This window comes from Alteribacillus bidgolensis (genome assembly GCF_002886255.1).
Lineage (GTDB): Bacteria > Bacillota > Bacilli > Bacillales > Marinococcaceae > Alteribacillus > Alteribacillus bidgolensis.
In genome coordinates, this window is record NZ_KZ614149.1 from 2,988,468 (window position 1) to 3,000,952 (window position 12,485).

Below are 12,485 nucleotides of genomic sequence, written 5' to 3' on the forward strand. Positions count from 1 at the left end.
AAAGGTTAGGATCGATTCCTTATTCTTTTTTTGTAGACCAAAACCCTTCTTTAAAGGAAAAATAATACACCGTATGTGACCTTCATCACCCTTTACTTCACCCGCTTATACGTTTCTTCATCACAAATAACAAACAAGCGTGCATCATCAGGAATTTCACGGTCCAGCTGTCGATTAATATTTAACTTCTCCCCGTTTGACACAAGCGTTGCTCCTTCCTTCAGCAATTCATTAAAAGCATCACGATACGTACTCCAATGCGGGCGCTTCTTTATTTCATAGAGGTCATCTCCGTGCTGCTTGGATAGAAGCTGTGATACAATCCGTGAACTGCCGGGGTGAAACGCGGAACGTACAGCCATCTGAGAGATCGTATCTGTACTTAAAATAAATTCATCGATGTCGACATGAACAAAATTCTCCACATTGCTGCGGTCTTTCACTTCCACGATTGTATAAATCTCCTCATAATACCGTTCAATCGTAGTGGCGATTAACAGCGTTTTCCCATCAACATAGGAGGCATCTTGAATAAAATTGCCAAAGTCGGTGACTTCGTTTGCAAAAACAAATACCGCTTTTGCTTCTTTTAGGTTTGCTTGTTCAAGCGTGGACTGTTGAATAGGATTTCCTTGCACATAATGAACCCGTTCATGAGAAAGCGGTGTTGTATCGAGCTGATCAATTAATACAATTTGTACTTCGGGATCACTATGTAAAATTTCCTGGATGGCTAATTTCGCATTGGTACTCCAATCAATAATGACAAAATGGTTCGCTCCGGTAAAATCCATTTTCCCCTGCTCCTTTCTTCGTTGAAAGAGAAAGATTTGATCGACTACTTTACTGATGACGATAGAAATAAGACCGATTCCAAAGATGTAGAGCCCCATCGCTAAAATTTTCCCAGCAGCGCTCACTGGAGAAAAATCTCCATATCCTACGGTCGTCACCGTCGTCATCACCCACCAAAATCCGTTAAAAGGATTTTCGAAAGTATCTGGTTCCAATACGTAAATAAGGATCGAGCTGATGCCGATAAGAAAAAGAGAGGTTAAAAAAACCAATCTATTGCTGACAGAGATTAACTTGTAAAATAACCTTTGAAAAATAACCATTCTTGACCCCCATTTGCATAACTCTTTAGACAAGCTAAAATTTATCATAACAGGATTGAAGGGAATATTCGACTGCAGCTAAAGAAAGACCCAAGCTGAATTTGCTTGGATGTTACATGTTACAGTTTAAATTTCTTTATTAAATCGTTTAATTTCTCTGCCATTTGAGAAAGGGATTCGGCGTTTCCTGCCTCCCGCTTCTTTTTTAGGTATAGTCTCGTGGGTAACAAGAACTAAAAACCTAACTCATCTTTTATACCACTTTTAGGTATAAAATATCATATAATAATTTATGAAATATAAATTAAAACGTTAGCATCCCTATTTTTGCAGCGTTATCCTTTCTTATATAATCAAAGGAAATTGTTGTCATGTCTATTGCTAGTTTCCCTGCGCTGTAATATACTTACGAAAGACCTACAGACAAAAGGAGGAAGGCAGGCCACGATGAAAAAAAAAGCTCACCGCCCTGGCATTAGCGGCATTTGTAAGCATAGGAGGATTAGGTCCTCAGGCGCATGCGGCCAATTCATTTAAAGATATTTCGGAAGACTTTTGGGGTTATGAGGACATTTCAAATCTGACTGAACAAGAAATTATTAATGGTTACTCCGACGATACATACCGACCGAACCAATCCTTAACAAGAGCCCAAAGCGCTATGATTATTGGGAGAACGTTAGAAGCAGACGTACAACAACAAAACGAACATCATTTCTTAGATGTAAGTGCCGAAACAAGCGGCTCAGACTATATTCATACACTTACCAATGAAGGAATATTTGCAAAGTCCGATCATTTCCACCCTCAAAATCCATTAACCCGCGCTCAAATGGCAAAAATTGTGGTACTTGCTTTCGAGTTAGACGGCAGCAGCAACAAAACGTTTGACGACGTCGGCACCGATCACTGGGCTGCTGATTATATAAATACCCTTGTAGCTGCCGGCATTACAACAGGAACGTCTGACAAAACATACAGTCCAAATGATTCCATTAACCGCGGACAAATGGCTGTTTTTATCAATCGGACACTAGATTACTTGGAAGAACAGCCAACAGGCGGCGGCCTGGAGATTGATGATATTATTATAGATTAAGATATCCTAGAAGGATAAACATTTATCAAGTAGATTTATTATTAGGTCAGCCAGTTAATAATTCTGGTTGACCTTTTTTATAGACTATATTTTGAAAGCAGCGTGTGGAGAAATAGGTCTAGTTGACCCTTAAATATGTACAACAAGTGAAGGTATGATTCTACAATTATGCAACAGCATTAAATACAACATACGATGTTTAAAAGTTAGAATTTATATATAAAATGTTTTGAAATGAATACAGCACCAAAGATTATATTTCAAACAAATCCTAATCGGATTGTATAATTATAAAAACGCCATTGCTGTATTGGTCCACTGGATCACCTACTTACAATACACATTTAGCTCAACTTTATTGATCCCATCTATGTGTACTGATCAGCACCCTGCCAGCTTATCCTGCTGGCAGGGTGCTGCAAATAGTACTTGTTATTGTTTTTCATCGATTAAATCCCCGCAGTGCTCCCTAATTAGCTTCGATGCTTTCGTCTGACTGATATTAAGGTCATTTGCGACTTTTCTGGAGGATTTATTTGTTTTATAAGATCTTCTAATTAAAAAACGTGTTGTCTCATTTAAAACGTTATCAAGTGAGACCGGGTGCGATGTAAGTTGCGCAATTTCTTCAACTTGATCGGCTACCGATTGGGGTAAATCAGATATCTCGATAACTTCATCGCTGACTACCACTAAGCGTTCAATTAAATTTTCAAGCTGCCGTATGTTACCAGGCCAAGAATAATGGATAAGTGCATTTAAACAGTTATCAGATATTACTTTGTTCTCGTTGTATTTTTTGTTGAATTTATACAAAAAGTGATACGTTAATGGGATGATATCTTCCTTTCTGGATCGTAATGGCGGTAATTCTATATCTATAACATTTAAACGGTAATAAAGATCTTCTCTAAATTGTTTTTTCTCTACTAATTCCTGCAGGTTTTGATTGGTTGCTGCAATTATACGGATATCAACTTTTTTTATTTCATTACTTCCAACCGGAATATACTCTTTATCTTGGATAACCTGTAATAGTTTTGCCTGAAGAGATAGAGACATTTCACCAATCTCGTCAAGAAAAATAGTTCCTCTATTCGCAGCCTCAAATAAACCTATCTTTCCTGATTTGTTCGCACCAGAAAAGGCCCCGCTTTCATAACCAAATAGTTCAGATTCTAACAGCTCTTCAGGGATAGCTGCACAATTGATCGTTAACATAGGCTCATTTTTTCGTTTGCTATTATCGTGGATGTGCTTTGCCACCAAACCTTTTCCAGTACCAGATTGACCTAGTATTAATACAGTCGAGTCTTTAGAAGCGATTTTATGACAAAACTTTAGTATTTTATTCATTTCTTTACTGTTGGTAATAATTTGAGTCTTTGCGAGCTTCTTTTGGGACAGGTCCTCGTTGCCAGCTAAATTTTTAGCATGAACCATTTTAAAAGATTGCCACTCCGTTGCAATAATAACTACTAGTTCAATTTCATTTTTCTCATTCAGTATTGGAGTAGCACGTGTTAATAGCTCTGCTCCTATATACGTTTGCTGCTTGATATAACAAGGTTTCTTACTAGCATATACTTCGGGGACTATCGATGGCTCCCAATACCCTTTCTCATATAACTCACTGTTAAACTTCCCCATTACCTTTTTCTGTTCAAGTCCATAATGTTTTTCACAAACCTTGTTAACGTATACAATTCTCTTTTTACTATCGAGCACAAAAATTTCATCTGAAGAATAGTCAAGAATCTTTAACAAGTTCGGCAGTGTTAATTCTTTACTGCTAATTGCTCCCATTTAATTGGCGAACCCCCTCTCAAAAACATGAGTTATTTTAAACTACCCTTCTTGCCAAATTTGAGTCATTTATAACTCAAAAATAAATACTCAGTAACTGTAATGCTTGGTTTGTTGCCTTGTTAATTTTGGCATCCTTTTTGCAATTAGTAATATTGCAAATTATTAATATCTATTTTGTCCGATGTTTTCTGCATTGGCAACCATTTTATTACAGCTTGGAGGGTTAAACTTGGAAAATGAGTCCGAAGTATTTGATATTACAATCATTGGCGGTGGTCCGGCCGGCTTATTCACAGCCTTTTATGCAGGCATGCGCCAGACATCTGTAAAGGTTATCGAAAGTCTCCCCCAATTAGGGGGACAGCTGACTGCGTTATACCCCGATAAATATATTTATGATGTTGCCGGTTTTCCAAAGGTAAAAGCACAAGAACTTATTAATAACCTAACAGACCAAATGCAGCAATTTAAGACTGCTGTCTGCCTTAATGAATCAGTAGAAGATATTGTCAGTATGAAAAATGATGTATTTGCATTAACAACAAACAAGCAAACTCATTATACAAAAACGATTATTATTACCGCTGGAAATGGGGCTTTTCAGCCGCGGAAACTCAATATTAAAGGAGCAGACGGCTACGAGAATTCAAACCTCCATTATTCTGTCAAAAATTTAGACCATTTTACTGACAAAAAAATTACAGTATTGGGCGGTGGAGATTCCGCCGTAGATTGGGCCCTGATGATGGAGCCGATAGCAAAAAAAGTCACACTGATCCATCGTCGAGATAAATTCCGAGCCCATGAACACAGTATAGAAAAGCTTCAAAGATCAAACGTAGAAATTTTAACATCTTATGTCCCAACCGAACTTGTAGGAGACAAAAAAATTGAGAAGCTAATCGTCTCAAAAGTAAAAGGGGAAGAATCTCGTTCCATTGAGGTCGATGAGATGCTGGTGAATTATGGTTTCATCTCTTCTCTTGGCCATATTAAAAACTGGGGGCTTGATATTAGTAAAAACTCTATCGTTGTGAATTCAAAAATGGAAACGAATGTTGATGGTATCTATGCTGTTGGAGATATATGTACGTATGACGGAAAAGTAAAGTTAATTGCTACCGGTTTCGGCGAGGCACCAATAGCTGTCAGCAATGCAAAAGTCTATATTAATCCGGATGCAAAGGTGCAGCCTTTACACAGCACCACGGTCATGGGGAATAAAGAAAAAAGCGGTTCACCTGTGTAGAGGCTGACACTATCTAATAAAAGGAGGAGTAATGGGAGTGGAAAAATATACAAAAGTAGATAAAGCTACATGCATTGCCTGTGGGATTTGCGGTGAAATTGCACCTGACATATTCGATTACGATGAAAGTGGATTCTCCTATTCTATTTTAGATGAGAACGAAGGGGTGATACCAATACCAACAGAGTTTGAAGATGATGTAGATGAGGCCGCCGAAGAATGTCCTACCGGATCTATTAAAACTGCGGAACGACCTTTTATAAGCCGCTGCATGGCAAAATAAAAAAATCCGTTTCTTTATAAAAGGAGGAAATAAAAATGGCAACTTACAACAGTGTAAAAAATGCATCGAATCGTACATTTGAAAGAGTGTTGACTTATGACAAATATACAGATCCTAAAGTATTAGAAAAAGAAACAGAGCTCATATTTTCAAAAACCTGGCAGCTCGTTGGTCATGTCAGTCAATTGGAAAAACAAGGTTCCTTTTTCACTACGGAAGTAGCTGGTGAACCAATCCTTGTCGTTCGCGGGAAGGATGATGTAATACGTGCATTTTATAATGTATGCCCCCACAGGGCTACCCAGCTAGAGAAAAAAGAGTCAGGAGATAAAAAAATACTGCAATGCAGCTACCATGGATGGACGTTTAAACTTGACGGCCAGCTGAACAAGGCCCCTAATTTTTCAGGTGAGGATTCTGCATGTGTTCAAGATGCATGCCTCCGCTCTATTCGTTTAGAAGTCTTAGAGTCTTTAATATTTGTAAATTTGGATGATAATGCAAAATCTTTAAGTGAATCATATGGTGACTTTTTCGAAAAGTTAAGCGAGTTTTCCTTTTTAAGCAGCTTGAAGAGAACGCATCAGAAAGTTCGGGTCGTTAAAGCGAACTGGAAAGCGTATATTGACAATTATTTGGAGTGTGATCATTGTCACGTCGCCCATCCAAGTTTCGTCAACACACTAGACATGGAAGATTATCAAATCATCACCTGTGACAATTATTCCATTCAAGGGTCAATCGTCAAACCTGATAAAAAATACGGTGAGGTAGATTTAAACAATGCTGAAATGCAAGGCGGTACATTTTACTGGCTGTGGCCAAACCTCATGTTAACCATTTACCCGGGCCCTGGGAATATGGCAACTATTCAAATGATTCCACAAGATCACGAAACATGTTTAGCTGTTTACACCTACTATTTCAAAGATGAAAATTTATCAAAAGAAGAGAAAGATTTAATGGAATTTGCCGAACAAGTCCGACAGGAAGATATTGAGCTTGTAGAAATGGAACAAGTTGGTTTTGCTTCACGTGCTTTTAATCAAGGGATATATTCCCCTTCCGAAAAAGCGATCATGCAATTTCATGAAATGGTAATGGAGGCATTAAATGAGTAAATTGATGAAACAAACACAGACAGCAAAAAAATATTTATGGATCAATGGACAAAAGGTTGAAACTAACAGCTATTCCCCTCTATTTTCCCCATACTCAGGGGAGGAGATTGCTCAAGTAGCAATGGGAGATGAAGAACAGACGAAAGAGGCTGTCACAGCAGCTTACAATGCTCAAGACATTATCGGAAAAATGCCAGCCTATCAGCGCGCAGAGATTCTTGAAAATGCAGTAACTCTTTTAAAAGAAAGATCTCTAGAAGCAGCTGAGATTATTTCTCTAGAATCTGCAAAGCCCATCAAATTTGCTAAAGCAGAAGTTGCTAGAACCATTGAAACTTACAAGTTTTCAGCAGAAGAGGCAAAAAGAGTTTATGGTGAAACACTTCCTATGGACGCGGCAGAAGGAGGAATTGGACGCTTTGGTTACACCGTGAGAGAACCTCTTGGAGTCATCGGAGCAATAACGCCCTTTAATTTCCCTCTGAACCTGGTCGCCCATAAAGTCGGCCCTGCTATTGCAGCCGGAAATCCGATTGTGTTAAAACCAGCTTCGCAAACGCCGCTTTCAGCTCTTTTTATTGGTGAGATTTTTAAAGAAGCTGGACTCCCTGAAGGCGTTTTAAATATAGTAACAGGACCGGGAAGCGCCGTAGGGGAAACTATTGTAAAAGATGAAAGAGTCAGCATGGTTACTTTCACTGGCAGCCCAAGTGTCGGAATTGGTATCCGTAATAAAGCAGGTCTAAAAAAGACTACCTTGGAGCTTGGTTCTAATTCTGCATTAATTGTTGATAAAGACATCGATATAGATACGTTAATAGATCGTTGTATCATGGGTAGTTTTTCAAACCAAGGTCAGGTGTGCATTTCTCTTCAGCGCATTTATGTACACGAAGATAGCTATGACACTTTCATTAATACATTTACTGAAGCAGCCAAGAAATTACATGTCGGTGATCCTCTTGATGCAAAGACGTATGTGTCTTCTCTCATTAGTAAAAAAGAAACAGATCGCGTTCTGAAATGGATTAAGGAAGCAGAAAGCAAAGGGGCTGTGGTATTAACAGGGGGCAGTCTCCAAGACGGAATCCTCGAACCTACTATTATTACAGAAGCCAGTTCGGATTTAAAAGTATCCTGCCAAGAAGTATTTGGCCCCGTCGTTGTTGTAAATAAAGTAAAGACGGTTTCAGAGGCTATTAAATTAGTAAATGATTCTCGTTATGGCCTGCAAGCAGGAATATACAGCAGCAGTCTTGAAAACGCAGCCACGGCGTCACGGGAATTACAGGTTGGCGGTGTCATTATTAATGATGTCCCTACGTATCGGGTTGATCACATGCCTTACGGCGGATTAAAAGAAAGCGGCACAGGACGTGAGGGAATTAGATATGCAGTAGAGGAAATGACAGAAATGAAATTAGTGGTGTGGAACCAACGTTAAGCGAGGGAAAACGAGTGAAAAAATTTAATATAGCAGTCATTCCAGGAGACGGCATCGGCCCTGAAGTAATTGATGAAGGTATCAAAGTGCTAAATAAAGCAGCTGAAATGGATACAAGCTTTCAATTTAGCTTTACGTATTTTCCGTGGGGGTGTGAGTTCTACCTCAAAAATGGGAAGATGATGGACCCTGACGCCATTCAACAGTTGCAGGAATTTGATGCAATCTATCTCGGAGCAATAGGATTCCCTGGTGTACCCGACCATATCTCTTTGCGGGATCTATTGCTCAACATTCGCAAAAACTTTGATCAATACGTAAATCTTCGACCTGTAAAGTTATTAAAAGGGGCACCCTCGCCCCTGATTTCTATAGCTAATGAGAATATAGATATGCTCTTTATCCGTGAAAATAGCGAAGGTGAATATGCAGGAGAAGGTAACTGGCTTTATAAAGGAAAAAGTCATGAAGTCGTCCTGCAAAACAGTGTATTTTCTCGTAAAGGTACGGAACGAATCATTCGAATGGCATTCGAAACGGCCAAAAAAGAAGGAAGATCGCTAACTAGTATATCAAAAGCTAACGCATTAAACTATTCCATGGTTTTTTGGGATGAAATCTTTGAAGAAGTAAAATCCGAATACCCGGAAGTTGAGACATCCTCCCTGCTTGTAGATGCAGCAGCTATGCTTATGGTTAAAGATCCTAAGCGTTTTGAAGTGGTCGTTACGTCTAATTTATTCGGAGACATTCTTACTGACTTAGGGGCAGCTATTGCCGGCGGTATTGGCCTGGCTGCAGGAGCAAACATTAATCCTGAAAGAAAGTATCCTTCAATGTTTGAGCCTGTTCACGGCTCAGCACCCGATATTGCAGGCAAAGATATCAGCAATCCGCTGGCTTCGATTTGGTCAGCTAGTCAAATGCTCGACTTTTTCGGTTACAAGAAGTATGCCCAAGCTGCCATTGATGCGATCGAAACGCTCTTGTTAGAAGGACAAATATTAACTCCAGACATGAATGGAACCTCCTCGACTTCCGAAGTCGGAGACCGAATAGTGTCTATCATGGAACGTATGATTTCTCACTCTTATTAATAAACAAAGCCTGGCAGGACGAATGACCTCTTCCTGCTGGGCGGAATATCGCATCATTAAAGGAGAGATTGCATGAACAGTAACAAAGCTGTTTTTTACATTTCTTTAGTTCTTAGCTTGTTATTTATCAGCACCGGTATATTCATGCCGAAACATATGGAAGCGTTTTCAACATATTCTCTGGAGTTTATTTACAATAATTTAGGTTGGTTTATTCTCGGAAGTGTCTTCATTTTCTTTGCTTTTTGTATGTATCTTGGGATCTCTAAGTTTGGCAGCATCCGATTAGGAGATGACACGGACCGCCCGGAATATAGAACAGCAACATGGATTGGCATGTTATTTAGTGCTTCTATTGGGATCAGTCTAGTATTCTGGGGAGTGGCAGAACCTGTTTCCTACTACGTGGATCCTCCCTTTGGCAGCAGTTCGTCAGAGGAGTCAGCTAAGCTGGCAATGCAATATGTGTTTTTACACTGGGGAGTGTCTGCCTGGGCCTGCTATGCATTAGTGGGAGTGTCTCTTGCTTACTTTCAATTCAGAAAAAAACTCCCTTCTTCATTAAGATCTGTTTTCTATCCCCTTCTTGGCAACAAAATTTACCGGGCTCCCGGCAAAATCATTGATGTCTTTGTCGTACTTTCTATTGTTATTGGAATATCTACGTCACTAGGTTTTGGTACACTGCAAATAAATAGTGGAGTTAATTTCTTATGGGATTTCCCTGTGAACGTATACACTCAATCTATTATTATAGTTTGTATAACTGCTATTTTTATAATAGCAACCATATCAGGTTTAAAAGGGGCTATGAAGCACCTATCCAATCTAAACATGATTTTAGCATTCGCTTTAATAGGATTTGTTTTAATCCTCGGACCGACACAAGTGATATTCAAAAGCTTTTTCCAGGGTATTGGAGACTATGCACAAAACTTTATTGGAATGTCCTTTCGTACCGAGCCATACGGAGACGGCTCTTGGATCGCCAGCTGGACTTTATTTTATTTTGGCTGGTGGATTGCCTGGGCTCCTCTCGTTGGGAGCTTCGTTGCTAGAATATCAAAAGGGAGAACAATAAAGGAATTTATGATAGGAGCTGTCTTTATTCCATCATTAGGATCTTTCTTTTGGTTCGCTGTTATGGGAACCTCTGCCATCCATCTCATTCAAAACGCTGGAAAAACAGCACTGGCACAATCTGTATCAACGGATGTCACCTTTGCTCTATTTAACTTTTTTGACTACTTTCCACTAAGTATTTTTCTCAGTGTGCTAGCTATGGTGCTAGTACTCATATTCTTTATTACTTCAGCAAATTCAGCTGTTTTTGTGTTAGGCATGGTTAGTGAAAATGGCAATCCTAATCCTTCCTCACTGACAAAAATCGTCTGGGGAATAGTTATAGCTGCCATTACCATTGTATTAGTTATAACAGGCGGACTTTCCGGTTTACAGTCTGCTCTAGTCGTTACATCCATCCCCTTATCTATCTTAATGCTTGTTATGTGCCGCTCTACCTATAAAGGATTACAACAGGATACCGTCATTATTAGCCATCAGGAAACAAATGAAACTAGAAGTCAAACAGCTAATGTAAAAGAAGACCTCCCAAGAAAAATGAAAAAAAGCAAAAAAGCCTAGACTGACTTCATTTTCCGTCATACTGATTTTCATGAGCGTATTGGAATTTCAAAAATTAACTTGAAAAATAAGAATTCATTGAGCTTTTTTCAAGTTAACTTTTAGTGAATTCTAAACTAAAAACTATTATTTATTATTAATAGAAATGCAAAAAATAGTGCTCATCATTTATTCTACCTGATGAGCACTTATCCATACTTGAATATATTCGCCTCTCGTTTTTTTATCCATTTTTTCTCTTTTCGTGCTTAGTAAGAGCAGTATTAAGAACCCTCGTTATTACTTTTAATGGCCTCTATCTTTTTATTCAATTGTTCTAATTCCTTATTTGTATTACTTAATTGTTCCGTTAATTCTTTCTTTACATTGTCTAATTGTTCTCTTAATTCATCAAATTTGTGAGAAGAATTTTCAGTATACTGTTTAAATACCTCAACTAAATTCGTGTCCTTATCTTTCATACCTGAAATGGCATTTGCAAAAGTGTCATCCTTAATCAAGGACGAAGCAGCTTTCCATATACCGTTTAAATCTAAAGTATTCTCCTCTGTAGATTTCTCTTCCTGTTTATCCTTATCATTTTTTTGATTACTCAAATAAATTCACCTCTTTTTCTGGGTCCTAGTTTTTATTCCCTATTCAATAACTATGAAAAAAACAGTGGAATGCTTATTTAAGTGCCTGCTTTATCAGAAAAAGGGCTACCTATTTTATATCGACAACCATATTTCCCTATCTAGTTCTATACTCCGAAGTAGAAAAGACGGATAGAGCTTTTTTTATCTTTGCACACAACCCGTTCTGCATTGGGTACAAAGGTATATTATGTATTATATAATTCTAGTAGATTAATAGCCTTTTTTCATTATGAAAAGGCTTTTGGCCAAGCATTCAACGCTTTTTTACGTATTCTAACAATGTAAGAGGCGCCTCTTCTATTTCAAATAAAGGAGGGGTTAAGATGAATTTAGTTGCTGTTGTAATTGCGCTTCTATTTTTATTAGCTCTGTTAGTTGCTGTACTTCTTGGTACTCCAGAACAACAACAAATCGTCATCGAATGCATCAATGAAATTCTCGGTACTATCAGTTCTTCTAGTTAAGCTTAATCACTTCTAAACAATAGTACCCCCTAGATGTGAAGCACATCTAGGGGGTCTACCTATAATATAGCGAAAGGTAGAGATCAAAAAGAGGGGCTGCATGGAACAATGAATGACTTATATTCTCCCATGCATATACATAGTGTAATCACATCAAGAACACCTCCGGATATGTCTCGTTTCGAAGGTGTTTTGTCATAAAGGGGCGTAATAGAATAACTATGGCAATGTAAATGATTGGAACAGTTTCTAATTGTTTGTTCCTCAGTCTGTTCATGCTTCCCCATTTGTGAATGATCACTAGGTAAAAAACTCAGCTTGTCACCATATAATAGAAACTGCCTAGGTAAAGGAATCTACTAAAAACGCACACGTTATGTGGAAGCACGTCCTGCGGCAGCGTTGGCATATAGTAATTTTCGTAGTTTTGCTTATACTGTTTGTAAATAAAATTTCTGTACTTTCTATCAGTATAAAAAATAACACTCGGATCAGGGATATACCTGAACCGAGTGTATT

11 protein-coding genes and 1 pseudogene are annotated in these 12,485 nt (G+C 38.4%); 9 read left to right on the forward strand and 3 right to left on the reverse strand.

Features of this window, described 5'->3' with window-relative positions; all coding sequences use genetic code 11:
• Window positions 1-92 precede the first annotated feature (92 nt).
• Window positions 93-1,118: a potassium channel family protein gene (locus CEF16_RS14805; RefSeq protein WP_170031972.1), complete on the reverse strand. Its 1,026-nt coding sequence runs from the start codon at window positions 1,116-1,118 to the stop codon at window positions 93-95.
• Between the two features lie 541 nt (window positions 1,119-1,659).
• Between CEF16_RS14805 and CEF16_RS25370 the strand changes: the two are divergent.
• Window positions 1,660-1,761: pseudogene (locus CEF16_RS25370) on the forward strand (S-layer homology domain-containing protein); the annotation flags it as partial.
• An 18-nt stretch (window positions 1,762-1,779) separates the two neighbouring features.
• Window positions 1,780-2,217, forward strand: coding sequence for an S-layer homology domain-containing protein (locus CEF16_RS14815; protein WP_091587411.1), 438 nt, complete (start codon window positions 1,780-1,782; stop codon window positions 2,215-2,217).
• A 432-nt stretch (window positions 2,218-2,649) separates the two neighbouring features.
• Here the strand turns inward: CEF16_RS14815 and CEF16_RS14820 are convergent, their stop codons facing one another.
• Window positions 2,650-4,023: a sigma-54 interaction domain-containing protein gene (locus tag CEF16_RS14820; protein ID WP_091587412.1), complete on the reverse strand. Its 1,374-nt coding sequence runs from the start codon at window positions 4,021-4,023 to the stop codon at window positions 2,650-2,652.
• 232 nt (window positions 4,024-4,255) lie between these two features.
• Between CEF16_RS14820 and CEF16_RS14825 the strand changes: the two genes are divergently transcribed.
• The 6 genes from CEF16_RS14825 to CEF16_RS14850 all read left to right on the forward strand — a co-directional run bounded on the left by CEF16_RS14825 (window position 4,256) and on the right by CEF16_RS14850 (window position 10,864).
• Window positions 4,256-5,275, forward strand: coding sequence for an NAD(P)/FAD-dependent oxidoreductase (locus CEF16_RS14825; RefSeq protein WP_139186004.1), 1,020 nt, complete (start codon window positions 4,256-4,258; stop codon window positions 5,273-5,275).
• Window positions 5,276-5,306: 31 nt separating this feature from the next.
• Window positions 5,307-5,558, forward strand: coding sequence for a ferredoxin (locus tag CEF16_RS14830; RefSeq protein WP_425427987.1), 252 nt, complete (start codon window positions 5,307-5,309; stop codon window positions 5,556-5,558).
• A 35-nt stretch (window positions 5,559-5,593) separates the two neighbouring features.
• Window positions 5,594-6,679, forward strand: coding sequence for an aromatic ring-hydroxylating oxygenase subunit alpha (locus tag CEF16_RS14835; RefSeq protein WP_091587416.1), 1,086 nt, complete (start codon window positions 5,594-5,596; stop codon window positions 6,677-6,679).
• Window positions 6,672-8,123 (forward strand): aldehyde dehydrogenase family protein, encoded by a 1,452-nt coding sequence (locus tag CEF16_RS14840; RefSeq protein ID WP_091587417.1) that lies wholly within the window; start codon window positions 6,672-6,674, stop codon window positions 8,121-8,123. Before CEF16_RS14835 ends, CEF16_RS14840 begins: the two co-directional genes overlap by 8 nt.
• Window positions 8,124-8,137: 14 nt before the next feature.
• A complete protein-coding gene (locus tag CEF16_RS14845; protein WP_091587461.1) occupies window positions 8,138-9,220 on the forward strand; it encodes a tartrate dehydrogenase in 1,083 nt (360 codons plus the stop codon).
• A gap of 72 nt (window positions 9,221-9,292) precedes the next feature.
• A complete protein-coding gene (locus tag CEF16_RS14850; protein ID WP_091587419.1) occupies window positions 9,293-10,864 on the forward strand; it encodes a BCCT family transporter in 1,572 nt (523 codons plus the stop codon).
• A gap of 263 nt (window positions 10,865-11,127) precedes the next feature.
• Here CEF16_RS14850 and CEF16_RS14855 read toward each other — a convergent pair whose 3' ends face one another.
• Window positions 11,128-11,460: a DUF948 domain-containing protein gene (locus CEF16_RS14855; protein ID WP_091587420.1), complete on the reverse strand. Its 333-nt coding sequence runs from the start codon at window positions 11,458-11,460 to the stop codon at window positions 11,128-11,130.
• A 365-nt stretch (window positions 11,461-11,825) separates the two neighbouring features.
• Here CEF16_RS14855 and CEF16_RS23840 point away from each other — a divergent pair, with 365 nt between their 5' ends.
• Window positions 11,826-11,966, forward strand: coding sequence for a hypothetical protein (locus tag CEF16_RS23840; RefSeq protein ID WP_170031975.1), 141 nt, complete (start codon window positions 11,826-11,828; stop codon window positions 11,964-11,966).
• Window positions 11,967-12,485: the final 519 nt, after the last annotated feature.

Coding starts and splice junctions, on each gene's coding strand:
- CEF16_RS14805 (WP_170031972.1), bottom strand. CDS start 1,118: ATGGTTATTTTTCAAAGGTTATTTTACAAGTTAATCTCTGTCAGCAAT.
- CEF16_RS14815 (WP_091587411.1), top strand. CDS start 1,780: ATGATTATTGGGAGAACGTTAGAAGCAGACGTACAACAACAAAACGAA.
- CEF16_RS14820 (WP_091587412.1), bottom strand. CDS start 4,023: ATGGGAGCAATTAGCAGTAAAGAATTAACACTGCCGAACTTGTTAAAG.
- CEF16_RS14830 (WP_425427987.1), top strand. CDS start 5,307: ATGGGAGTGGAAAAATATACAAAAGTAGATAAAGCTACATGCATTGCC.
- CEF16_RS14835 (WP_091587416.1), top strand. CDS start 5,594: ATGGCAACTTACAACAGTGTAAAAAATGCATCGAATCGTACATTTGAA.
- CEF16_RS14840 (WP_091587417.1), top strand. CDS start 6,672: ATGAGTAAATTGATGAAACAAACACAGACAGCAAAAAAATATTTATGG.
- CEF16_RS14850 (WP_091587419.1), top strand. CDS start 9,293: ATGAACAGTAACAAAGCTGTTTTTTACATTTCTTTAGTTCTTAGCTTG.
- CEF16_RS23840 (WP_170031975.1), top strand. CDS start 11,826: ATGAATTTAGTTGCTGTTGTAATTGCGCTTCTATTTTTATTAGCTCTG.